The 22433-nt window shown below is 71.3% G+C and carries 18 protein-coding genes; 3 read left to right on the top strand and 15 right to left on the bottom strand.

The window, feature by feature from the left end; all coding sequences use genetic code 11:
* Positions 1 to 73: 73 nt before the first annotated feature.
* Complete coding sequence (locus ACEN9J_RS27515) at positions 74 to 2821, bottom strand: YadA family autotransporter adhesin (RefSeq protein ID WP_413762579.1); 2748 nt, start codon at positions 2819 to 2821, stop codon at positions 74 to 76.
* A gap of 213 nt (positions 2822 to 3034) precedes the next feature.
* Here ACEN9J_RS27515 and ACEN9J_RS27510 point away from each other — a divergent pair, with 213 nt between their 5' ends.
* Both ACEN9J_RS27510 and ACEN9J_RS27505 read left to right on the top strand, forming a co-directional pair.
* On the top strand, positions 3035 to 4300 hold the full coding sequence (locus ACEN9J_RS27510) for a DUF1835 domain-containing protein (protein ID WP_413762578.1): 1266 nt from the start codon (positions 3035 to 3037) through the stop codon (positions 4298 to 4300).
* Between the two features lie 58 nt (positions 4301 to 4358).
* Positions 4359 to 4817: an N-acetyltransferase family protein gene (locus tag ACEN9J_RS27505; protein ID WP_413762577.1), complete on the top strand. Its 459-nt coding sequence runs from the start codon at positions 4359 to 4361 to the stop codon at positions 4815 to 4817.
* Between the two features lie 341 nt (positions 4818 to 5158).
* On the opposite strand, the gene ACEN9J_RS27500 is transcribed toward ACEN9J_RS27505, so the two are convergent.
* The 13 genes from ACEN9J_RS27500 to ACEN9J_RS27440 form a co-directional block, all read right to left on the bottom strand.
* On the bottom strand, positions 5159 to 5884 hold the full coding sequence (locus ACEN9J_RS27500; RefSeq protein WP_413762576.1) for an SIR2 family NAD-dependent protein deacylase: 726 nt from the start codon (positions 5882 to 5884) through the stop codon (positions 5159 to 5161).
* Positions 5885 to 5944: 60 nt separating this feature from the next.
* Positions 5945 to 6175 carry a YbdD/YjiX family protein gene (locus tag ACEN9J_RS27495; protein ID WP_413762575.1) on the bottom strand — a complete coding sequence of 77 codons (231 nt, stop codon included), beginning with the start codon at positions 6173 to 6175 and terminating at the stop codon, positions 5945 to 5947.
* 14 nt (positions 6176 to 6189) lie between these two features.
* Positions 6190 to 8268, bottom strand: a complete 2079-nt coding sequence (locus ACEN9J_RS27490) for a carbon starvation CstA family protein (protein WP_057597218.1) — start codon at positions 8266 to 8268, stop codon at positions 6190 to 6192.
* Between the two features lie 116 nt (positions 8269 to 8384).
* Positions 8385 to 8924, bottom strand: a complete 540-nt coding sequence (locus tag ACEN9J_RS27485) for a C40 family peptidase (protein ID WP_296728331.1) — start codon at positions 8922 to 8924, stop codon at positions 8385 to 8387.
* A gap of 150 nt (positions 8925 to 9074) precedes the next feature.
* A complete protein-coding gene (locus ACEN9J_RS27480) occupies positions 9075 to 9365 on the bottom strand; it encodes an HU family DNA-binding protein (protein WP_057597217.1) in 291 nt (96 codons plus the stop codon).
* Between the two features lie 314 nt (positions 9366 to 9679).
* Entirely contained in the window at positions 9680 to 10333 is a 654-nt protein-coding gene (locus tag ACEN9J_RS27475; protein WP_057597216.1) for a response regulator, read from the bottom strand.
* 14 nt (positions 10334 to 10347) lie between these two features.
* On the bottom strand, positions 10348 to 11736 hold the full coding sequence (locus tag ACEN9J_RS27470) for a cache domain-containing protein (RefSeq protein ID WP_413762574.1): 1389 nt from the start codon (positions 11734 to 11736) through the stop codon (positions 10348 to 10350).
* 57 nt (positions 11737 to 11793) lie between these two features.
* Complete coding sequence (locus tag ACEN9J_RS27465) at positions 11794 to 12732, bottom strand: VTT domain-containing protein (RefSeq protein ID WP_413762573.1); 939 nt, start codon at positions 12730 to 12732, stop codon at positions 11794 to 11796.
* Between the two features lie 153 nt (positions 12733 to 12885).
* On the bottom strand, positions 12886 to 14262 hold the full coding sequence (locus ACEN9J_RS27460) for a heavy metal sensor histidine kinase (protein WP_057597213.1): 1377 nt from the start codon (positions 14260 to 14262) through the stop codon (positions 12886 to 12888).
* The gene (locus ACEN9J_RS27455) at positions 14259 to 14945 is read right to left on the bottom strand and encodes a heavy metal response regulator transcription factor (RefSeq protein WP_057597212.1); all 687 of its coding nucleotides are present in this window, start codon (positions 14943 to 14945) and stop codon (positions 14259 to 14261) included. Before ACEN9J_RS27455 ends, ACEN9J_RS27460 begins: the two co-directional genes overlap by 4 nt.
* Positions 14946 to 14967: 22 nt before the next feature.
* Positions 14968 to 18138 (bottom strand): efflux RND transporter permease subunit, encoded by a 3171-nt coding sequence (locus ACEN9J_RS27450; protein ID WP_413762572.1) that lies wholly within the window; start codon positions 18136 to 18138, stop codon positions 14968 to 14970.
* Positions 18135 to 19379 (bottom strand): efflux RND transporter periplasmic adaptor subunit, encoded by a 1245-nt coding sequence (locus ACEN9J_RS27445; RefSeq protein ID WP_413762571.1) that lies wholly within the window; start codon positions 19377 to 19379, stop codon positions 18135 to 18137. Before ACEN9J_RS27445 ends, ACEN9J_RS27450 begins: the two co-directional genes overlap by 4 nt.
* A 4-nt stretch (positions 19380 to 19383) precedes the next feature.
* Positions 19384 to 20898: an efflux transporter outer membrane subunit gene (locus ACEN9J_RS27440; RefSeq protein WP_413762570.1), complete on the bottom strand. Its 1515-nt coding sequence runs from the start codon at positions 20896 to 20898 to the stop codon at positions 19384 to 19386.
* A 168-nt stretch (positions 20899 to 21066) separates the two neighbouring features.
* Here ACEN9J_RS27440 and ACEN9J_RS27435 point away from each other — a divergent pair, with 168 nt between their 5' ends.
* A complete protein-coding gene (locus ACEN9J_RS27435) occupies positions 21067 to 21312 on the top strand; it encodes a hypothetical protein (protein ID WP_413762569.1) in 246 nt (81 codons plus the stop codon).
* Between the two features lie 24 nt (positions 21313 to 21336).
* On the opposite strand, the gene ACEN9J_RS27430 is transcribed toward ACEN9J_RS27435, so the two are convergent.
* Entirely contained in the window at positions 21337 to 22347 is a 1011-nt protein-coding gene (locus ACEN9J_RS27430; protein WP_057594399.1) for an aldo/keto reductase, read from the bottom strand.
* Positions 22348 to 22433: the final 86 nt, after the last annotated feature.

Genomic DNA, 22433 nt, shown 5'->3' with positions numbered 1-22433 from the left:
GTTTATACGACATCCAAAATCGAACGGCATTCAATTCCCGTCGAAACGAGGCGGCTGCGTGGCCGCCCTCCCCTCACCAGGCGTAGCCCGCCTGCACCCGCGTCGCGATGTGGCTGCCGCTGCCGCCGCTGGTGGCGGTGGACACGCCGAGCCCGAGGTTGAGGTTCTCGCTCACCTGGTAGCCGAAGGCGAAGCCGATCGCCGATGCGCCCGCGTAGTTGCCCACGGCCGCGCCCATCCACTTCTTGCCGGCGGCGAGCGCCGGCATCGCCGGCATCGCGAGCGAGGCCGCCACGCCGCGCGCGGCGAAGGCATTGGACTGCTGCACCGCGCCGCTCACGGCCTGCTGCAGCTGGTTGACGTTGACCGCGTCGGTGCCCAGCAGGCCCGGCGCCACGTTGGCGATCGCGCGCAGCTGGCCGGTGGCCGCGTTGCCCACCGACACCGTGTTGTCGCGATCGGCGACCGAGCCCTGGCCAAGTGCCACCGAGTTGCTGCCCGAGGCCAGCGTGTTGGCGCCGAGCGCGACCGCGTTGTTGCCCGTCGCCACCGCGTTGTTGCCGACCGCGGTGGTGGGGTCGGCCAGCGCCCGCGCGCCCGCGCCGATCGCCACCGAACCCTTGTGCTCGGCGCGCGCACCGTTGCCGATGGCGGTCGTGTCTTCGCCGATCGCCTGCGCGTTCGTGCCCATCGAGGTGCTGCCGGCGCCGCTGGACACCGAGCCGCTGCCGCAGGCCACCGCGCCCGAGGCGTTCATCGAGCACACGCCGCTGGCCAGCGCCTGGTTCATCAGCGCCTGCAGCGCCGTGACCTGCTGCACCGTGAAGTTGTTCGCCGAGCTGACCGCGCTCTGCTGCGCCTGCTGCACCTGGCCCACATTGGCCGCGTCGGTCGCGTTCTGCCCCGCCGCGACGTTGGCGATGGTGGTGCCCGCGCCGCCATTGGCATTGAGCTGCAGCGAGGTGCCGCCCGCGCCGTACTGCGCCGAGTTCTGCGCCAGGCCCAGTGCCGAATTGGCGGTGCCCTGCGCGGCCGTCGCGGTGCCCTGTGCCGCGTTGGCGGTGGTCTGCGCGGTGGCGGCCGCGCCCTGGGCGGCCGTGGCGGTCGTCTGCGCGGCATTGGCCGTGGTCTGTGCCGCGGCGGCGGCGGCCTGCGCGGCCGTGCCCGTGGCCTGCGCGGCGGCAGCGGCCGTCTGTGCTGCCGTGGCCGTGCCTTGCGCCGTATTCGCCGCTGTCGACGCAGCATTGGCCGTGGTCTGCGCGGCAGCGGCCGCCGTCTGCGCTGCCGTGGCCGTGCCCTGCGCCGTGGTCGCCGCCGTCGATGCGGCATTGGCCGTGGTTTGCGCGGCAGCGGCCGCCGTCTGCGCTGCCGTGGCCGTGCCTTGCGCCGTGCCCGCCGCCGTCGACGCGGCATCCGCCGTGGTCTGCGCGGCGGCAGCGGCCGTCTGCGCCGCCGTCGCGGTGCCCTGCGCGGCGCTGGCCGCCGCCGACGCACTGTTCGCCGTCTGCTGCACGCCGTGGAGCTGGCTGCCGTTGACCGCATCGGTGCTGGTGGCCGTCACCGCGCCCGCGCTCACGTTGACCAGCCCGCGCGTCTGGCCGGCCGATCCGAACGAGACCGTGTTGGCATCGGTCGCGACCGAGTTCGCGCCGATCGCCACGCTGCCGTTCGCGCCGCTCGCCACCTGGCTGCCGCTGCCCAGCGCCACGCTGCCCGCGGCCTGGGCCGAGGCACCGGCCGATCCATTGCCCGCGCCGCCGATCGCGGTACTCGCGGCGCCCGATGCGACCGCGCCCGAGCGCGTGCCGTCGGCGCTGCCGAGTGCGATCGCGCCCGTGGCGGAGGCCTGCGCGCCATTGCCGCCCGATGGCGCGGTACCGCCGCAGCACCCTTCGGCACCATTGCCCCCCGCACCCAATGCGATCGCCCCGCTGCCGGCTGCCGTGGCGCCGCCACCGCCCGCGCCACCGTGGCCCCCGGCCACGCCCAGGCCGCCGTTGCCGCCGCCGCCGATGGCCATGGCGCCTTGACCGCCCGTTGCCGTGGCACCGCTACCGCCTGTGCCACCGGTTCCCCCTGAATTGGCCTCGCCACCATGGCCGCCGCCGCCAATGGCCATGGTTCCTTGGCCGCCAGCCGCCGAGGCTCCTCTGCCGCCCGCGCCACCGGTTCCCCCTGCGGACTCGCCGCCGTTGCCGCCGCCGCCTATGGCCGTGGCGCCCTGGTCACCAGCCAAGGCCCCTTGGCCGCCCGCTCCACCGGCTCCCCCGGCGGCCTGGCCGCCATTGCCGCCGCCGCCCACGGCCGTGGCGCCGCCCCCGGTCACGCTCGCGCCCGAACCGCCCACGCCACCTGTTCCGCCAGCGAAGGCATCGCCGCCACGCCCGCCCGCGCCCATCGCGGAGCCGCCGGCGGCGGTCGTGCTCGCGCCCGAGCCACCGGAGCCGCCCGTGCCGGTCGAATTCGCATTGCCGCCGCTCCCTCCCGCGCCGATCGCGGAGCCTCCCGCGACGGTGGTGCTCGCGCCCGAACCGCCAGCGCCGCCGGTCGCGCCCGAACTCGCATTGCCGCCGTTGCCGCCCCCGCCGATCGCCGTTGCACCGCCGGCGGCCTGCGCCGCCGCCCCGCCGCCGCCGCCCGAGCCGCCCGAATCGCTGGTGCCGCCATTGCCGACACCGCCGCCGCTGAAGCCCGCGGCAAAGCTGCCGCCAGCCATGAGCAGCGCCGCGAGCGGCACCGCGCGCAGCAGGCGCCGCATGGAGGATGGGCCACTCGGAATGGAGCGAGGAATGGTGCGCACGGCGCGAAGGGGTGCTTGCATGGTGTCTCTGACGCGTTGAAAAAAACGCAACGGAGTGTGTCCTCACGGTCCTCGTGCAGCCATCCCCGAAAACAAGTAAATCGCTCCTAGAATCGGCGCCGGCGTCTTCCACGCCTCCCGTCCGCGGAAAGGGCTGCGCCCAGGTTTCATCCCCCATCGCATGCCCATGCGACTCCCGGCCAGACAGCGGACACGGCCGACACTGGAGTTCGTATGTCCAACGCCCCTCGCGACACCCATCGCGCCTCGGCCCGCAGCGGCCACATCAACCTCGAGCAGCAGCGCAAGCGCGCCAAGGAATTGCTCGCGCGGCTCACCGATGGCAGCGCCGCCGCGCCACCGTCCCTTCTCTCGCGCCGGAGCGCTTCGGCACCACGGCTGGCCGACGCCCAATGGCTGATCGCGCGCGAACTCGGCTTCGCGAGCTGGCCCAGGCTCAAGGCCCATGTCGACGCGGTCGACTTCGCCGCGGCGCATCCGGGCTTCGTGGCCGACGACGAGGCCGGCACCCGGCACTTGCGTTGCGGCAACGACATCGCCCACACCCTGCAACTGGCCGGCTTCCGCGGCGCCTTCCACATGTTCGCGGACCCGCTGTGCATGGGCCCGGTGCCCGAGCAGCCCGAAGCCGCCTTCATCGAGACGCGCAGCGCCTTCGTCGCCCGGACCTTCGGCCTGCCGCCCGACGACGCACGCGGCCGCATGCGCGGCGAATACGAAGCGCTCGCGCGCCTGCCCGATGCCGGCCGCGCCGTGCTCTGGTGCGAGGCCGATGCCTACGACCAGCTGTTCCTGATCGCCGTGCTCGCGCGGCTCGAGCGCCTGCCCGCGAAGCTCGAGCTGATCGAGATCGATCGCGTGCCCGGCGTCGACCGCTTCATCGGCATCGGCCAGCTCGCACCCGCCGTGCTGGCCTGGCTGTGGCCGCGCCGCAGGCCCATCGATGCGCCCGCGCTCGAACTCGCGCGCAACGCATGGCGTGCCTACCGCGCGTCCTCGCCCGAAGCCTGGGCCGACATCGCGCACGGCGAGACGCCCGCCCTGCCCTTCCTCGCGCCCGCGTTGCGGCGGCAGTTGCAGGAGCTGCCCTCGCTGCGCGACGGCCTCTCGCTGACCGAGCGCCTGGTGCTCCAGACCATCGACGAGCACGACCGACCCGCGTTCGGCCAGGTCTATGCCGAACTCAACGAGCATCGCGAGCCGCTGCCCTTTCTCGGCGACCTGATGTTCCATGCGCTCGTGCGCCCCTTGATCGACGCAGCCGAGCCGCTGATCGTGGAATCCGAGGCACAGCGCGACTGGCCCCGGCGCCCGCTCGAACTCACGACACTGGGCCGGCGCGTGCTCGCGGGCGAGAGGTACTGGATCGACCATGCGAGCCACGAACGCTGGATCGGCGGCGTGCACATCGAGCCCCGCCAGGCGCACTGGGCGATCGACGATGCACTGCGCCCCGTGTGGCGCGGCGAGCCTCGCTGAGTCCGCGGCGCGCGAGGTGCTTTGCTACCCTGCGCGCTTCATCTCACCCGAGCGCCCCATGACCACGATCTCCGCCCGCCAGGCCGTGATGGCCGACCTCGATGCGCTGGCCGCGCTGTTCGACCAGTACCGCCAGTTCCAGGGCCAGCCCGGCGACCTGCCCGCCGCACGCGCCTTCCTGCGCGAGCGCCTCGACCATGGCGAATCGGTGGTCTTCCTCTGCCACGACGGCACCGTGCCCGTCGGCTTCGCGCAGCTCTACCCGATCTTCTCGTCGGTCTCGCTCACGCGCGTGTTCATCCTTAACGACCTGTTCGTCGCCGCGGCCGGGCGCCGCAAGGGCGTCGCCTCGCGCCTGCTCGCGGCTGTCGAGTCGTATGCATGGTCACTGGGTGCCGCGCGCATCTCGCTGAACGTCGCACGCGAGAACGTGTCGGCGCAGCAGCTCTATGAACGGCAAGGCTGGGAACAGGACGGCAAGTACTTCATGTACCACCGCTTTCCTGCAGCTTCGTAGTGCCGCGCCAGGGCGGCGATGCAGAGGTCCAGTCCAGTTGCAAGGCCCGGTGCCCTCACCCTAACCCTCTCCCAGAGGGAGAGGGAACAAGAGGCCGAGCGAAGCGATGGCCCGATCCACCCCCTCTGGCTGCGCCGAGGAGCGCAGCGTTTCGCGGATAAGGGCTCGCAGCTGTTTGAGCGAAGCGAGTTCTGCGAGACCCCGCGAAACGCGAGCACCGCAGGTTGCCCGTAGCGAAGCGGAGGGACGCAGACAGCGGGGTCGCCTTCTCTTTGGTTACTTTCTCTTGGCGAGACAAGAGAAAGTGACTCGCCCGCCGGGGCGAGACCCGGCCTGCAATCTCAAACCCCCTTCAACCCCTCCACCATCAACGGCAACAAGACTTCCGAAGCCCCTCTCAGCACGACACGCGCCCTGTCGTCCAGATGCGCAATAGGCTCCATGTTCAACGTGATCAACGCAGCCCCATGCGCCATCGCAGCCACAGGCAAATCCGCCGCCGGATAAACCACAGCCGTACTCCCAACCAGCACGAACAGATCGCAGTCCACCGAAGCCTCCTGCGCATCCATCAACACCCCCGGATTCAGCATCTCCCCAAACATCACCACATCGGGCCGCGCATGCCCCCCACACCGCAGGCAGCGATGAAAGGGCCAGGGCCCATGCCGATTGCCGCACCGATCGCACCGCCAGCGCCGCAGATTCCCATGCAGCTCCAGCACGTCCATGCATCCCGCCTGCGTCAGCAGCCCATCGACGTTCTGCGTGATCAGCCGCGTAGCCGGCCGCAAGCGCTGCAGCGCAGCCAGCGCCCGATGCCCCGCATTCGGCGCCGCCTCCTCGATCACGGCCAGACGCTGCCCCCAGAACTTCGTGAAGCCTGCGGGATCGCGCGCCAGGTCCTCCGCATGCGAGAACTGGATCGCGTTCTGCTGCATCCACAGCCCATCGGCGTCCCGGTAGGTCGGGATGCCCGAGGCGCGGGACAGCCCCGCGCCGGAAAAAACGACGACGCGCCGGCTCGCGTTCAGCAGGCCGATCGCCGTCTCCAACTCTTCTTGCATGAATGAAAAAACGCTTCCTTCGGAAGCGTGGTGATCGTCAGCGGACCATTCTCGCCCAGCTCAACAGCAGCGCCCCTTGCCCGCGCCGTAGCGCGCCTCGAGCCGCTCGCGGAAGAAGGCCTCGTAGCTCATCGGCGGCCGGTCGGGATGCGTGGCCGCCATGTGGCTCAGGTAGACGTCGTAGTCGGGCAACCCGACCATCAGCCGCAGCGACTGCCGGATCGAGCGCGCGATGTAGCGCCCGGTGTCCGCGAGGCCGCGGCCCGCGGCGGACGCTTCATCGACCTGCATCTCGCGCTCCGGCCTCAGTGCGCGCCGCGCGCCGCGACCGCGCCGCCCATCGGCTCGAACGGCGTCTCGTGCGCGGTCGGCCGGTTGGCCGCGCGCGCCGCGATGCAGGCCTTGATGCTGTAGACCAGCACGCTGAGCACCACGAACATGAAGAGCGCGCACAGCGCGGCATCGAGCCGGTCGTTGAAGACGATGCGCTCCATCGCCGCCGTGGTCTTGGCCGGTGCCACCAGCACGCCGTTGGCCAGGCCCTCGCTGTACTTGGCCGCATGCGACAGGAAGCCGATCTTCGGATCGCTCGAGAAGATCTTCTGCCAGCCCGCGGTCAGCGTGCAGGCCAAAAGCCACGCGGCCGGCGCCGCCGCCACCCAGGCATAGCGCTCGCGCTTCATGCGGAACAGCACCACCACGCCGAGCAGCAGCGCCACCGCGGCCAGCATCTGGTTCGAGATGCCGAACAGCGGCCACAGCGTGTTGATGCCGCCCAGCGGATCGACCACGCCCTGGTAGAGGAAGTAGCCCCAGGCCGCCACGCACAGCGCGGTCGCGACCAGGTTGGCCGGCAGCGAGTCGGTGCGTTTGAGCGCGGGCACGAAGCTGCCCAGCAGGTCCTGCAGCATGAAGCGGCCCGCGCGCGTGCCGGCATCGACCGCCGTGAGGATGAAGAGCGCCTCGAACAGGATCGCGAAGTGGTACCAGAAGGCCATCATGGCCTGGCCGCCGATCACCTGGTGCAGGATGTGCGCCATGCCGACCGCGAGCGTGGGCGCGCCGCCGGCGCGGCCCAGGATGGTGGTCTCGCCCACGTCCTTGGCGGTCTGCAGCAGCATCTCGGGCGTGACCACGAAGCCCCAGCCCGAGATGGTCTGCGCCGCCTGCTGCACCGTGGTGCCGATCAGGGCACCGGGGCTGTTCATCGCGAAGTAGATGCCGGGCTCGATGCACGAGGCCGCCACCAGCGCCATCACGGCGACGAAGGACTCGGCCAGCATGCCGCCGTAGCCGATGAAGCGCGCATGGCGCTCGTTGTCGAGCATCTTGGGCGTGGTGCCCGAGGAGATCAGCGCATGGAAGCCCGACACCGCGCCGCAGGCGATGGTGATGAACAGGAACGGGAACAGGTTGCCCGACCACACCGGGCCGTTGCCCTGCGCGAACTGCGTCACCGCGGGCATCTGCAGCGTGGGCGCCACGACCACGATGCCGATCGCCAGCGCGATGATGGTGCCGATCTTCAGGAAGGTCGACAGGTAGTCGCGCGGCGCGAGCAGCAGCCACACCGGCAGGCTCGCGGCGACGAAGCCGTAGCCCACGAGCATCCAGGTCAGCGCCTTGCCGTCGAAGGTGAAGGCCGGGCCCCAGACCGGGTCCTGGCTCACCCACTGGCCACCGAAGATCGCGAGCATCAGCAGCACGAAGCCGATGATCGACACCTCGCCGATGCGGCCCGGGCGGATGTAGCGCAGGTAGAGGCCCATGAAGACGGCGACCGGAATCGTCGCCGCCACCGTGAAGGTGCCCCACGGCGATTCGGCCAGCGCCTTCACCACGATCAGCGCCAGCACCGCGAGGATGATGATCATGATCATGAAGGTGCCGAACAGCGCGATCATGCCGGGCACCACGCCCATCTCCTGCTTGACCAGGTCGCCGAGCGAGCGGCCGTCGCGGCGCGTGGAGATGAACAGCACGATGAAGTCCTGCACCGCGCCCGCGAACACCACGCCCGCGAGCACCCACAGCAATCCGGGCAGGTAGCCCATCTGCGCCGCCAGCACCGGCCCCACCAGCGGGCCCGCGCCCGCGATGGCCGCGAAGTGGTGGCCGAACAGCACGTTCTTGTCGGTCGGCACGTAGTCCAGGCCGTCGTTGTGGCGGTGCGCCGGCGTCTTGCGGTTGCCGTCCAGGCCCAGCACCTTGTCGGCGATGAACAGGCTGTAGTAGCGGTAGGCGATCAGGTAGGTGCAGATCGCGGCGGCGACCACCCAGATCGCGTTGATCGTTTCCCCCCGGCTCAGGGCCACGGTGCCCAGCGCGAACGCGCCGAACACCGCGATGACGAGCCACACCAGGTGGCGGCGGATGCTCTGCATGCTTTGTCTCCTCGGATTTGTCGAACCCCGGGAGTCTTGCCGGACACGCGCGCGCTGCCATCCGTCGCACCGCGCAGGCGGGGCGCGTGGCTTTGCGTAATGGAAAACCCGAGGGCCTACCCGGGCCGGCGCACCTGCACCGGCTGGCGCGACCAGTAGATGCCGTCGAGCCGGTCGAGCCGGACCTCGCCGCCGGTCGAGGGTGCGTGCACGAAGCGGTTGGCGCCGACGTAGATGCCGGCATGCGTGGGCGTGCCCGCGCCGAAGATCACGAGGTCGCCGGTGCGCATCTCCGCGGTGGGCACGCTCTGGCCGAACGAGGCCATGCGCGCCACGGTGCGCGGCGCGGCCTGCCCCACGCTCTCGCGGTAGACATAGCCGATCAGGCCGCTGCAGTCGAAGCCGCCGGCGGGCGTGTTGCCGCCGTAGCGGTACGGCGTGCCGACCAGGCCGAGCGCGTGGATCGCGATGCTGTTCGACTGCTCGTCGCTCAGCGGCGAGCTGCGCACGGTCGGGGTCGAGGGCGAGGAGGGCGAAGTGGGCCGGCTCGCGCAGCCCGCGGCCAGGATCGCCACCGCGCAGGCCCCGGCGGCAAGGAAGCGATGCAGTTGCTTCGGGATGCGGTGGCCGGGGTGGTGCGCGCGTGCGTCTGGCATGTCGAGGGCGGGTCTTGTGGACGTGCGCGCACTCTAGCGCGAATGCGCGCGCGCCAAAAGCAAACCCTCCGCGCTCCACGCGCATCGGATGCGCGGGCCCGCGGAGGGCTGGGGGTGGGGCGCGCGCGCGGCGCGCCGCGGGGCACGGGATCAGGCCTGCGGTGCCGCGCCGTTCACCACGTCCTTCAGCGCCTTGCCGGCGGTGAACTTGGGGGCCTTGCTGGCCTTGATGGTCAGGGGTTCGCCGGTCGACGGGTTGCGGCCCGTGCGCTCGGGACGGCTGGTCACCGCGAAGGTGCCGAAGCCGATCAGTTGCACCGTGTCGCCGCCGGCGAGCGCGCGCGAGAGGTTGTCGAGGGCGGCGTCGAGGGCGCGCGCGGCGTCGGCCTTGCTCAGGCTGGTGTCGTTGGCGATGGCGGCAATGAGGTCGGTCTTGTTCAAAACGAGTGATTCCTTGTGGATTGAGATGACGGTTCGGTGACGCCCCCGCGCGGCGAAGCGGCGGGGGCGCACCGGCTCGAATTTAACGGGCGCTACGCCGGCCTCCGGCCGGCACGCACGCGAAAGCGAGGCAACGTGAACGATGCACGGGTCCGGAGCGATCCATCCCCGCGCGGCGAGGCTGCGGTTCTACCTCATGCGGGCGCGGGTTGTGCGGTCGGCGCGACGCCGGCGCTCATTCGTTTACGTCCGTTTCGTTCGGAAACTCCGAAGCTCGCGCCAAGTGCGTGCCAACGGGAACTTTTGCGGCGCATTCAGCGCCGCTCGAACTCCCTCGCATGCTCCACCGCATACTTGATCAGCTCGGCCTGCCCCTCGATCCCGAGCCGCCGCTTGATGCTCTGGCGGTGCGCCTCGACCGTGCGCACGCTCAGGCCGAGGTCGCGCGCGATCTGCTTGCTCGATTCGCCGCGGCCCAGCGCCGCGAGGATCTCGCTCTCGCGCGGCGTGAGCAGCGGGCGCGGGGTCTGGTTGCGGAACAGCTTCCTCGACACGGCCGGGCTCAGGAAGGTACCGCCCGCGGACACGGCCTCGATGGCCGCGACGATCTCAGACGCGGGCGCGTCCTTCAGCACATAGCCGTGCGCGCCGGCCTGCAGCGCGCGCTGCACGTACTCGGGGTTGTCGTACATGCTGAGCATCACGACGTGCGGCGCGGGCTCGCGCTCGAGCAGCAGCGCGGCCAGCTCGATGCCGTTCATGTCCTTCATGCCGATGTCGACCAGCAGCAGGTCGGGCCGCACGCTGTCCATCTGCGCGAGCGCCTCGGCCGCGCTGCCGGCCTCGCCCGCGATCTCCAGCCCGGGCAGCGCGCCGAGCCGCGCGCGCAGGCCGTCGCGCACCAGCGGATGGTCGTCCACCAGGAAGATGCGGATCGGAGCCGGGGTGCGGGCCTTGGCGGTCGTCATCGTCGGGGAGTTCGTCAGGTGGAGGGGGAAAGGGGTGGCACGGCCCGCGCGGCCGCGGCGGGCACGATCGCGACGATGCGCGTGCGCCCGCTGCCCGAGCGCACCACGAGCTGCCCGCCGATCGAGGCCACTCGCTCGCGCATGTTGCGCAGGCCGATGCCGCGCCGCGGATCGAGCTGCACGGCATCGACGTCGAAGCCGATGCCGTCGTCGCCGACCTCGAGCCGCACCTCGCGCTCGCCGAAGGCCAGCGCGATGTGCACCTCGTGCGCGAGCGCATGCTTGCGCACGTTGGTCAGCGCCTCCTGCGTGGTGCGGAACAGCGCGGTCTTCACTTCCTGCGAGAGTTCGAAGGGCTCGCCCTCGACCATCAGCGAGGCGGCGGTCGTCCCCTGGCCCTCCTCGCCGAATTCGTCGACCAGCCGCTCGAGCGCGGCCGGCAGGCCCAGCGTGTCGAGCAGCGCGGGACGCAGCCGGTGCGAGATGCGGCGCACCTCGGTCAGCGAATCGTTGAGCCGCTGCAGCGCCTTGCCCAGCGCGGGCGGCGCGGGATGCCGCGCGCGGTCGAGCGCATCGACGGCCGACTCGATCAGCAGTTTGGCCGACACCAGGGTCTGGCTGGTGCCGTCGTGCAGCTCGCGCGCGAGATGGCCGCGCTCCTCCTCCTGCGACTGCACCACGCGGCGCGCGAGCAGGCGCAGCTTGGCCTCGGCCACGCGGTGCTCGCTGAGGTTGAGCAGCAGGCCGCCGGCGCTGACCACGCCCAGGCACAGCGCGGCGATGCCGGCGATCCACAGCAGGGTGGTCGTGACGTTGGCGCTGATCTGGCGGTCGAGCGACTGCATGGTGGCTTCCATGTCGTCGAGGTACAGGCCGGTGCCCACCATCCAGTTCCAGCGCGGCAGCGCGACCACGTAGCCGAGCTTGGGCGCGCGCTGCGTGCTCGAGGGCTTGCGCCATTCGTACTCGACGTAGCCGCCGCCCTCCTTCGCGCGCGCGATCAGGTCCTGGATCGTGAAGCGGCCCTTCGAGTCCTTGAGCCCCCAGAGGTCCTGGCCCACGAGGTCGGGCTGGCGCGAATGCATCAGCGAGCGGCCCTGCAGGTCGTAGACGAAGAAGTAGCCGTCGTCGCCGTAGTCGAGCGCGGCCAGCCGGCGCAGTGCCTCGGCGCGCGTGGCCTCGTCGTCCTGGCCCGCGTCGTACAGCGGCTTGACGATGCTGATCGCGAGGTCGACGTAGCTGCGCAGCTCGTTGCGCCGCTGGGTCATGTAGCTCTGCTCGATCAGCGCGCGCTCGCGTTGCGCGAGGTCGTGCTCCTGGTGCCGCACGGCGAGCGCGACCAGCACCAGCGCCACCAGCAGCGGTGCGACGGCCAGGGCCACGATCTTGGTGCGCAGGTTCATGTCGGGCGCGAAGACTACCACCGCCCCGCCGGCAGGCGCGCAGGGCCCGGGCCTGGCTCAGTGCGGCGAGGTCGGCCGGCCCGAGGCCACCCAGGCATCGAGCCCGCCGGTCAGCGGCAGCGCGCGCCGCGCGCCACGTGCCAGCAGCACGCGCGCGGCCTGCGCGGCCGACACCTCGTTGGGGCAGTTGCAGTACAGCACCACGTCGCGCCCGGCCGCGGCCGACAGGTCGAGGCCGCGCTGCTGCAGCGCCTTGAGCGTGTACGACAGCGCACCCGGGATGCGGCGCGGATCGACCTGCCGGCCGGCCGCGCCGCGCACGTCGATCACCAGCGGCGGCTCGTCGCCCGCGAGCATCTCGTGCAGCTCGTCGACCGAGATGCGCGGCATGCCGGTCAGGCGCATGAAGGCGCGGCGGCGCCACCAGCGCACCACCAGGAACACGACCAGCAGCGCGCCCAGGGCCATGGTGGCGATGCCGCCGGCCTGCGCCATCACCGCGAGCACGTCCTGGATCTGGTTGCGAAAGCCCCAGCCCAGGCCGAGGAACAGGCCGGTCCAGATCAGCGCGGCGCCGATGTCGAAGCCGATGAAGCGCGGCACCGACATGCCGAGCGCGCCCGCCATCGGCGGCGCCACCACCGACACGCCCGGCACGAACTTGGCGGCCACCAGCGACAGGCCGCCCCAGTCGCCGATCAGCGCTTCGCCGCGGCGCACGCAGGAGTCGGGCGCCAGCGAGATCCGGCACAAGAGGCGCATGAAGCGGTAGCCGAAGCGCCGCCCGGCATAGAACCACGCGCCGTCGCCCAGCAGGTTGGCCGCCACCGCCGCGAGCACCACGCCGGCCAGCGAGATGTCGCCGGCCGCGAGCAGCGCGCCGGTGACCACCAGCACCGCGGCCGCCGGCACCGGCAGGCCCAGGCGGGCGGCGAAGCTGGCGGCGAACACCACCAGGATCGCGTTCTGCACCAGCAGCGACATCAGCTGTGCCATGGCAACGGCTCCGTGATGGCGAAAGAGGGTGCGGACGTGGTCATGGGCGGCATGGATTCTGCGGCATGGCGCAAGGGCCTGTCGCCGGGAGGCCATTGGCCATGCGGGTTGCGGCGCGTTCCGGGGGTCATGGCCGGCCCCCGCGCGACGGGTTCAGGCCGCCGGCCGGGCGACGCTGAATTCGAAGGTATTCACGCCGTCCGCGCTGGCCGCGGCGACCTGCCCGCCATGCATGCTGGCCACGGCCCGCACGATCGCCAGCCCGAGCCCGTGGCCATGGTGCTCGCCGCCGTCGTTGCGCGCGGCATCGACGCGGTAGAAACGGTCGAACAGGTGCTGCAGGTGCGCCTCGGCGATGGGCGCGCCGGGATTCGACACGCCGATCCAGGTTGCCGCGGGCGTCTCGCGCAGCCGCACCGCGATGCGCGCGCCCGGCGGCGAATGCTCGATCGCGTTCTGCAGCAGGTTCGACATGGCGCGGCGGAACAGCGCGGTCTCGAGCTGGGCCTGCGCCAGCACGTCGCCCTCGATCTCGACTTGCACGCCGCTCTCCTCGAGCACGAACTCGAAGAACTCGATGGTCTTGCGCACCTCCTGCGCCACCGGCGTCAGCACCAGGCCGGTGGCGACCTCGCCGCGGTCGGCGCGCGCGAGGAACAGCATGTCGTTGACGATCGAGCGCAGCCGCTCCAGGTCCTCGAGGTTGGCCTGCAGCACCTCCTCGAACTGCGGCGCGCTGCGCTGGCGCGAGAGCGCGACCTGGGTGCTGCCGATCAGATTGGCCAGCGGCGTGCGCAGCTCGTGCGCCACGTCGGCATTGAAGGCCTCGAGCTGGCCGTAGGCCTCCTCGAGCCGCGCGAGCGCGCCGTTGAAGGCCTCGGCCAGCCCCGACAGCTCGACCGGCAGCGCGCCCGAGCGCAGCCGCTGCGAGCGCATCTTGGGCCGCAGCGCCTGCGCCTCGCGCGAGAGCTGGTCGAGCGGGCGCAGGCCGACGCGCGCGATCCAGTAGCCGGCGGCCGCCACCACCAGCACCGCGCCCAGGCCCAGCGACACCAGCGCCGTGAGGAAGGTGCGGCGCGTGCGCGCATAGGGCTCGGTGTTCTTGCCCACGATCAGCCGCACGGCCGGGCGCTGCTCGAACGGCGGGATGTGGGCCGACAGCGTGCGGTAGGGCTTCTCCTCGCCGGGCAGCAGCAGGCTGCGGCCGGTCTCGCGCGTGAGGGCGTCGATCTCGGCCATGCCCTTGCCGTACTGGAAGCGCGGGTCGTCGCTGAGCACCCAGAAGCGGGTGCTGCCGTCCTCGGGCGTGAGCGCGTCCATGCGCGCCTGCACGCGCGGCCAGCGCTCGGGCGTGCCGATGGCCTGGATCCAGAACTGCAGGCTCTTGACCGTGGTGTCGAGCTCCTCGTACTGGTGGCGCTCGAGCTCGCGCAGCAGCACGCCCTGCAGCGCCGCGCCGATCAACGCGAAGGTGGCGAGCGCCGCCGCCGCGAACATCAGCACCAGCCGCGCGGCGATCGAGCGCTTCATGGCGTGGCGCCGTCCTCGCGCAGCTCCATCACGTAGCCCATGCCGCGGATGGTGTGCAGCAGCTTGGGCGAGAAAGGCACGTCGATCTTGTCGCGCAGCCGCTTGATCGCGACCTCGACCACGTTGGTGTTGCTGTCGAAGTTCATGTCCCACACCAGCTCGGCGATCGCGGTCTTCGAGAGGATCTCGCCCTGGCGCCGCGCCAGCACCGCGAGCAGCGCGAACTCCTTGGCCGTGAGGTCGATGCGGGTGGCGCCGCGGAAGGCCTTGCGCGCGAGCAGGTCGATCTGCAGGTCGGCGATGCGCAACTGCATCGGCTCCTGCTTGCGGCCGCGCCGGTTCAGCGCCTGCAGCCGCGCCAGCAGCTCGAGGAACGAGAAGGGCTTGACCAGGTAGTCGTCGGCGCCCTCGTGCAGCCCCTTGACGCGGTCCTCCACGCGGTCGCGCGCGGTCAGCATGATCACCGGCGTCTGCTTCACGGCGCGCAGCCCGCGCAGCACCGAGAAGCCGTCCTGGCCCGGCAGCATCACGTCGAGCACGATCACGTCGTAGTCGTGGGTGAGCGCCAGGTGCTGGCCGTCGATGCCGTTGTGCGCCATGTCGACCGCGCAGCCCTGCTCCGTCAGCCCCTTCGAGAGGTAGTCGGCGGTTCTCAACTCGTCTTCGACGATCAGGATCTTCATGGCGTGGCGTGGTCTCCGGTGCTCAATGCGCCTGCGCCTGCGAGGGTGCCTGCCCGGCCTTGGCCGCCTTGCGTGCCATGCGCGCTTCCTTGCGGCGCAGGTACCAGTAGTGGGCGCGGTCGAGGTAGAGGTAGACCACCGGCGTGGTGAACAGCGTGAGCGCCTGCGAGAGTACCAGCCCGCCGACCATGGCGTAGCCCAGCGGCCGGCGCAGCTCGGAGCCCGAGCCGTGGCCCAGCATCAGCGGCAGGCCCGAGAGCAGCGCGCACATGGTGGTCATCATGATCGGGCGGAAGCGCAGCAGGCAGGCCTGGTAGATCGCCTCGTGCGGTTTCATGCCCTGCTCGCGCTCGGCCTTGAGCGCGAAGTCGATCATCATGATCCCGTTCTTCTTGACGATGCCGATCAGCAGGATGATGCCGATCAGCGCGATCACGCTGAGGTCGTAGCCGCCCGCCATCAGGATCAGCAGCGCCCCCACGCCGGCCGAGGGCAGGGTCGAGAGGATCGTCAGCGGATGGATGTAGCTCTCGTAGAGCAGGCCCAGCACGATGTAGACCGCCACCAGCGCCGCTGCGATCAGGTAGGGCTGCGAGGCCAGCGAATCCTGGAAGGCCTGGGCCGTGCCCTGGAAGGCGCCGGTCAGCGACTGCGGCATGCCCATCTCGGACTGCGCGGCCTTGATCGCGTCGACCGCCTGGCCCAGCGAGGCGCCGGGCGCGAGGTTGAACGAGATCGTCACGGCCGGGAACTGGCCCTGGTGGCTGATCGAGAGGTAGGCGGTCTTGCTGGTGTCGACCTTCACGAAGGTCGACAGCGGCACCTGCTGGCCGGTGGCCGGTGCGCTCAGGTAGAGCTTGTCGAACAGCGCCGGATCCTGCTGCAGCGCGGGCGTCACCTCGAGCACCACGTGGTAGCTGTTGAGCTGCGTGAAGTACTGCGCCACCTGGCGCTGGCCGATGGCGTCGTACAGCGTGGCGTCGATCGCGGCCGGCGAGATGCCGAAGCTCGATGCGCGGTCGCGGTCGATGGTCAGCACGGCCGAGGCGGCGGCGTTCTGCTGGTCGGTCGCGAGGTCGGTCACCTCGGGCACCTGGCGCAGCTTGGCCAAAAGGCGCGGCGCCCAGGTGTTGAGCTCGTCGAGGTTCGAGTCGGTCAGCGTGTACTGGTACTGCGTGCGCGAGGAGCGCCCGCCCACGCGGATGTCCTGCCCGGCCTGCAGGAACAGGTTCACGCCCTGCACCTTCGCGAGCTGCGGGCGCAGCCGCGCGATGATCTCGTCGGCGTTGGCGGTGCGGCCCTCGTCCTTGGGCTTGAGGCTGATGAAGAAGTTGCCGGTGTTGTAGGTCGACGAACTGCCGTTCATGCCGAAGCCGGTCACGTCGGGGTCCTTGCGCACCACGTCGGCCAGCTCGAGCATGCGCGCGTTCATCGAGGCGAAGGAGGCATCCTGCGCCGACTCGGCGAAGCCCGAGATGAAGCCCGTGTCCTGCTGCGGGAAGAAGCCCTTCGGGATCACCACGAACAGCGCGCCCGTGGCCACCACGGTGGCGATGAACACCATCAAGGTGATGAACTGGTGGTCGAGCACCACGTGCAGCCCGCGCTTGTAGCCGTCGAGCATGGCGTCGAAGCCGCGTTCGCACAGCAGGTACAGCCGCCCGTGGCGCCGCGCATGCTCGTTCTTGAGGAAGCGCGAGCACAGCATCGGCGTGAGCGTGAGCGAGATCACCACGCTCACCACGATGGTCAGGGTGACGGTGACGGCGAACTCGCGGAACAGCCGCCCGACGATGCCGCCCATCAGCAGCAGCGGGATGAACACCGCGATCAGCGAGACCGAGATCGAGACGATGGTGAAGCCGATCTCGCCCGCGCCCTTGTAGGCGGCCTCCAGCGGCGCCATGCCCTCCTCGACGTAGCGGTAGATGTTCTCGAGCATCACGATGGCGTCGTCGACCACGAAGCCGACCGCGATGGTCAGCGCCATCAGCGAGAGGTTGTCGAGGCTGTAGCCCAGCAGGTACATCATGGCCACGGTGCCGAGGATCGCGAGCGGCACCGTCACGCTCGGGATCAGCGTGGCCGCCACGTTGCGCAGGAACACGAAGATCACGGCCACCACCAGCACGATGGTCAGGAGCAGCGTGAACTCCACGTCCTTGACCGAGGCGCGGATGGTCTGGGTGCGGTCGATGATGGCGTTGACGTCCACCGTCGGCGGGATCGAGGCCTTGAGCCGCGGCAGCGCGGCATTGATGCGGTCCACCGTCTCGATCACGTTGGCCCCGGGCTGCTTGGTGATGGCCAGCACGATCGAGCGGCCGTTCTGCACCGTGCTGCCCGCGGGCGCGGCGGCGCCGGCATAGGCCCAGCCCGCGATCTTCGCGTTCTCGGGACCGTCGACCGCCACGCCGAGGTCGCGCACGCGGATCGGCGCGCCGTTGCGGTAGGCCAGCACCACGTCGTTCCAGGGCTGGGCCTTGAGCAGCTGGTCGTTGGTGTAGACGGTGAAGCTCTGGTTCGGCCCGTCGATCGTGCCCTTGGGCGCGTTCACGGTGGCCGAGGACAGCACGGTGCGCACGTCCTCCAGGCTCAGGCCCAGCGCCGCGAGCTTGGCCGGGTCGACCTGGATGCGCACGGCCGGCTTCTGCGCGCCGCCGATGTTGACCAGGCCCACGCCCGAGATCTGCGAGATCTGCTGCGCGAGGATGTTGTCGGCGTAGTCGTTGACCTCGGTCAGCGGCAGCGTCTTGGACTGCACCGACAGGATCAGGATCGGCGAGTCGGCCGGATTCACCTTGCGGAAGGTCGGCGGGCTCGGCAGGTTGGCCGGCAGCTGGCCGGTGGAGGCGTTGATGGCCGCCTGCACGTCGAGCGCGGCGGCGTCGATGCTGCGGTCGAGGTCGAACTGCAGCGTGATCTGGGTGCTGCCCAGGCCGCTGGTCGAGGTCATCTGCGTCAGCCCCGCGATCAGCGAGAACTGGCGCTCCAGCGGCTGCGCCACGTTCGAGGCCATGGTCTCGGGACTGGCGCCCGGCAGGTTGGCCGAGACCTGGATGGTCGGGAAGTCGACCTGCGGCAGCGGCGCCACCGGCAGCAGCGGAAACACCGCGGCGCCGACCAGCAGGATGGCCAGCGCGAGCAGCGTGGTGCCGATCGGGCGCTTGATGAAGGCGGCGGAAATGCTCAATTGCGCACCCCGCTCGCGTTGTTGCCGCCGGCCGCGGCGGCCGTCGGCGCGGCCTTGGCCGCGGTCCTGTTCTCGGCCACCGTGGCGCCTGGCCGCAGCTTGTACTGGCCGTCGACCACCACGCGCTGGCCGGCGGCCACGCCCTGGTCGAGCACGGCCGTGCCGTCGGCGATCTGCACCACGTGCACCGGCACCGAGCTGGCCTTGTTCTCGGCATCGACGGCCCAGACGTAGGTGCCGTCCTGGCTGCGCTGCACCGCGGCGGCCGGCACGGTCAGCGCGCCGGCGCGGCGGTCGAGCTGCAGCCGCACGTTGACGTACTGGCCGGGCCACATGGTGTGCTGCGGATTGGCGAAGCTGCCCTTGAGCTGCACCGTGCCGTTGGTGGTGTCGATCTGGTTGTTGAGCAGGATCAGCTTGCCCGTGCCCAGCTGCTGCGTGCCGGCGCGGTCGTAGGCCACCACCGCGAGCGGCGCGGCGCCCTTCTGTTGCAGCCGGTTGATGTCCTGCACCGCGTCCTCGGGCAGCGTGAACTGCACCGCGATCGGGTCGATCTGGTTGATGACCACCAGCCCGCCGGTGTCGGCCGCATGGACGATGTTGCCGGGGTCGACCAGCCGCGCGCCCACGCGGCCGTCGATCGGCGCGTCGATGCGCGTGAAGCTCAGCTGCACCTGGGCGTACTGCACCTGCGCGGCATCGGTCTGCACCGTGGCCTCGAGCTGGCCGACCAGCGCCTTCTGGGTGTCGAGCTGCTGCTTCGTGGCCGCGTCTTGCGCGATCAGCGTGGTGTAGCGCGCGAGGTCGGCGCGCGCATTCCCGAGCTGCGCCTGGTCGCGCGCCTGGGTGGCGCGGGCCTGCGCGAGCTGGGCCTGCAGGGTGCGCGGATCGAGCTGCGCGAGCATCTGGCCGGCCTTCACGTCCTGGCCCTCGACGAAGCCGACCTTGTCGAGCTGGCCGTCGATGCGCGCCTTGACGGTGACGGTGGCCATCGAGGCCACGGTGCCGATGCCGCTGCGGTAGACCTGCACGTCCTGCGCCCGCACCGGCGCGGTGGTCACCAGCACCGGCGGCACCTTGGCCTCGGGCGTGGCGGCCGAGGCCTTGCGGCCCAGGGTCCAGGCGCCGCCGCCGAGCACGGCGACGAGGGCGGCGACGGCGAACCAGGCGGCGCTGCGTCGCGCGCGGGGAACGGCGTCGTCGCTGGCGGGGCCGGTGTGGGAAGGGGCTGGATTCGTCATGGCATCAGGTTCCGGAAGTCGTTGCGGCGGCGGTGGTGGCGGCATCGGCGGCATCGGCATGCCAGCCGCCCCCGGTGGCCGCGATCAGCGCCACGCTGGCGGCGAGCTGGCGCGCCAGCAGTTGCGCGGCCGTGCGCTGGTTGGTCAGCGAGAGCTGCTGCGCGGTCACCACGCTCAGGTAGGTGGCGGTGCCGGCGCGGTACTGGGCCAGCGCGAGGCGCTCGGCTGTCTGCGCGGCCTGCACGGCCTGCGCCTGCAACTGCGATTCGTGGTCGAGCACGCGCAGGGTGGCGAGGTTGTCCTCGACCTGCTGGAAGCCGCCGAGCACGGTCTGCTTGTAGAGCGCGACCGAGGCGTCGTAGGCGGCCACGGCCTGCTCGCTGTGGGCCTTGCGCAGGCCGCCGTCGAACACGGTCTGCGCGAGCACCGCGCCCAGCGACCAGACGCGGCTCGGCGTGTCGAACAGCGAAGCCAGCCTGCCGGCGCTGAAGCCGCCGCTCGCGCTCAGCACGATCTGCGGGAAGTAGGCGGCCTTGGCCACGCCGATCTGCGCATTGGCGGCCTGCACGCGGCGCTCGGCCGCGGCGATGTCGGGGCGGCGCTCGAGCAGTTCCGAGGGCAGGCCCGCGGGCGCGAGCGGCAGCCGGACGCCGAGCGTGCCGGCATTGGCGAGCGCGGGGTTCTCGCTGGCCGGCAGCGCGGCCAGCGAGAAGCGTGCCGGCGCCTGGCCCGTCAGCACCGCGATCGCATGCTCGAGCTGGGCGCGCTGCGCCTCGAGATCCACGCCCTGCGCCTGCGCGGTGCGCAGCTGGCTCTCGGCCAGTGCCACGTCGGAGCGCAGCACGGTGCCGGCCGCGTACTGGTGCTGCGTGAGCTCGAGCGCGCGCGCATAGGCGGCGGTGGTGGTGGCGTAGAGCGCGCGCTGCAGGTCGATGGCGCGCAGCTGCAGGTAGTCCTGCGCCAGCGTGGTCTGGATGCTCAGGCGCGCGCCCGCGAGGTCGTCGGCGCTGGCCTGCGTGCTGGCGTCGCCGGCCTCGACCGAGCGGCGCACCGCGCCCCAGACGTCGGGCTCCCAGCTCGCGGCGAGGCCCAAGGTGTCGGTGGTGCGGCGCTCGATGCTGCCGGTGCTGTTGGTCTGCGCGCGGTTGGCGCCGGCGTTCAGGCCGAGGGTGGGATAGAAGCCGGCGCGCGCGGCCGAGGCCAGCGCGCGCGCCTCGCGGTACTGGGCCTCGGCCTGGCGGATGTTCTGGTTGGCGGCATTGGCCTGCACCACCAGCGCGTTGAGCGTGGTGTCGCCGAAGGCTTCCCACCAGGGGTGCGAGGGATCGATGGCCCGCGGCGTGGCGGTCTTCCACGGGCCGTCTTCCTTGTAGGCCGCGGGCAGTTCCATCGCCGGCCGCACGTAGTCGGGGCCGACCGCGCAGCCCGCGAGCAGCAGCGCGGCCAGCGCGGCCGCGGCGGGCGCGCGCAGGGCGCGGCGCGGAAGATCGGAGAAGGGGGGAGCGGCGAAGCGAGCCATGGTGCGGCCACTCTAGGACCCGCCTTCCAACCGCTCGCTGTCGACTTCCTGACAAAGCTGTCAGTTGGCGCGCGCTAAGAAATCTTTACCGCCGCCGCGTCGGCTTCGGGACCGCCCGCGGCATTGAAGAAGCCGAAGTCTTCAACAACGCATTGACAGGAGCGACCCATGAAATTCGCAGCGATAGCCGCAGCCCTTGCCGCGGCGGCCAGTCTCGGTGCCTGCGTGGTGGCACCGGTGGGGCCGGTGCACGGCGCGGCCGTGTATGCCGCGCCGATCGAACCGCCGGTGGGCGTGGCCATCGTCGGCCCGACCTACGTCTCGCCCGGCCCCGGCTGGGGCTGGCGCTACCACCCGCACTACGGCTGGGGCTGGTACAACCCGCACGCGGGCTGGCACCGCGGCTGGCGCTGAGGCGCAAGGCGGCGTCGGCCGCGTTCAGCGCGGCGCGTCGCCCTTGCGGTACTCGGCCGTCAGCTCGTCGAGCTTCTGCTTGAGCGCCGGGTCGAGCTGGTACTCGGCCGCCGCGAGCGTCGCGTCGAGCTGCTCGGGCCGGCTCGCGCCGAGCAGCGGCGCGGTGATCAGCGGGTTCGCCATCACCCAGGCCACGGCCAGCGTCGCGAGCGGCACGCCCGCCTCGTCGGCCAGCGCATGCAGCTGCGTCACGGTGTTGAAGCTGCGCTCGTTCCAGTAGCGGTCCTGGTACATGTTGCCGGCCGTGCCGAGCGTGAAGCGCGTGTTCGCCTCGGGGCTGGCGCCGGGCTTGTACTTGCCGGTGAGCAGGCCGCCGGCCAGCGGGTTGTAGGGGATCACGCCCAGCCCTTCCTCGCTCGCGAGCGGCAGCAGCTCACGCTCGATCTCGCGGAACAGCAGGCTGTAGCGCGGCTGCACCGAGACGAAGCGCGTGAGCCGCAGCAGGTCGGCCTTGCCGAGCGCGCGCGCGAGCCGGTAGGCCAGGAAGTTCGACACGCCCACATAGCGCGCGCGGCCCGACTTCACGATGGTGTCGAGCGCCTCGATGCTCTCCTCGAGCGGCGTCTCGCGGTCGTCCATGTGCAGCTGATAGAGATCGACGTGATCGGTCTTCAGCCGCTTGAGCGAGAGGTCGATGGCATCGAGCAGGTGCTTGCGCGAGGCGCCCTGGTCCCAGGGATTGGGACCGACCTTGTTGACCGCCTTGGTCGCGACCACGAAGCGCCGGCGGCCCGCGGGGCCCTGCTTCTCGAGCCAGTTGCCGATGATCTCCTCGGTGCGGCCCGTGGTCTCGACCGTGCCGCCCAGCGGGTAGACGTCGGCGGTGTCGAGGAAGTTGATGCCGCCCTCGGCGGCCTTGTCGAGGATGCGGTGCGACACGGCCTCGTCGGTCTGCAGGCCGAAGGTCATGGTGCCGAGCGCGAGCCGCGAGACGGTCAGGCCGGTGCGGCCCAGGCGGGTGGTGGGAATGCTCATGGTGGATGGTTCCTGTGAAACGGCCGAACCGCGCAGGCGCGCGTGGCTGCACGACCATCATAGGCAGGCCGCCCGAGGCCTGCACG

Source organism: Variovorax sp. Varisp41 (genome assembly GCF_047325085.1).
Taxonomy (GTDB): Bacteria; Pseudomonadota; Gammaproteobacteria; order Burkholderiales; family Burkholderiaceae_C; genus Variovorax.
Note: the sequence above shows the minus strand (reverse complement) of the source record. Positions and strands in the feature narration are given on the sequence as shown.

Bases quoted from the DNA above. Each gene is read 5' to 3' on its own strand.
- ACEN9J_RS27515 (WP_413762579.1), bottom strand. From the start codon at position 2,821: ATGCAAGCACCCCTTCGCGCCGTGCGCACCATTCCTCGCTCCATTCCG.
- ACEN9J_RS27510 (WP_413762578.1), top strand. From the start codon at position 3,035: ATGTCCAACGCCCCTCGCGACACCCATCGCGCCTCGGCCCGCAGCGGC.
- ACEN9J_RS27505 (WP_413762577.1), top strand. From the start codon at position 4,359: ATGACCACGATCTCCGCCCGCCAGGCCGTGATGGCCGACCTCGATGCG.
- ACEN9J_RS27500 (WP_413762576.1), bottom strand. From the start codon at position 5,884: ATGCAAGAAGAGTTGGAGACGGCGATCGGCCTGCTGAACGCGAGCCGG.
- ACEN9J_RS27495 (WP_413762575.1), bottom strand. From the start codon at position 6,175: ATGCAGGTCGATGAAGCGTCCGCCGCGGGCCGCGGCCTCGCGGACACC.
- ACEN9J_RS27490 (WP_057597218.1), bottom strand. From the start codon at position 8,268: ATGCAGAGCATCCGCCGCCACCTGGTGTGGCTCGTCATCGCGGTGTTC.
- ACEN9J_RS27485 (WP_296728331.1), bottom strand. From the start codon at position 8,924: ATGCCAGACGCACGCGCGCACCACCCCGGCCACCGCATCCCGAAGCAA.
- ACEN9J_RS27475 (WP_057597216.1), bottom strand. From the start codon at position 10,333: ATGACGACCGCCAAGGCCCGCACCCCGGCTCCGATCCGCATCTTCCTG.
- ACEN9J_RS27470 (WP_413762574.1), bottom strand. From the start codon at position 11,736: ATGAACCTGCGCACCAAGATCGTGGCCCTGGCCGTCGCACCGCTGCTG.
- ACEN9J_RS27465 (WP_413762573.1), bottom strand. From the start codon at position 12,732: ATGGCACAGCTGATGTCGCTGCTGGTGCAGAACGCGATCCTGGTGGTG.
- ACEN9J_RS27460 (WP_057597213.1), bottom strand. From the start codon at position 14,262: ATGAAGCGCTCGATCGCCGCGCGGCTGGTGCTGATGTTCGCGGCGGCG.
- ACEN9J_RS27455 (WP_057597212.1), bottom strand. From the start codon at position 14,945: ATGAAGATCCTGATCGTCGAAGACGAGTTGAGAACCGCCGACTACCTC.
- ACEN9J_RS27445 (WP_413762571.1), bottom strand. From the start codon at position 19,379: ATGACGAATCCAGCCCCTTCCCACACCGGCCCCGCCAGCGACGACGCC.
- ACEN9J_RS27440 (WP_413762570.1), bottom strand. From the start codon at position 20,898: ATGGCTCGCTTCGCCGCTCCCCCCTTCTCCGATCTTCCGCGCCGCGCC.
- ACEN9J_RS27435 (WP_413762569.1), top strand. From the start codon at position 21,067: ATGAAATTCGCAGCGATAGCCGCAGCCCTTGCCGCGGCGGCCAGTCTC.
- ACEN9J_RS27430 (WP_057594399.1), bottom strand. From the start codon at position 22,347: ATGAGCATTCCCACCACCCGCCTGGGCCGCACCGGCCTGACCGTCTCG.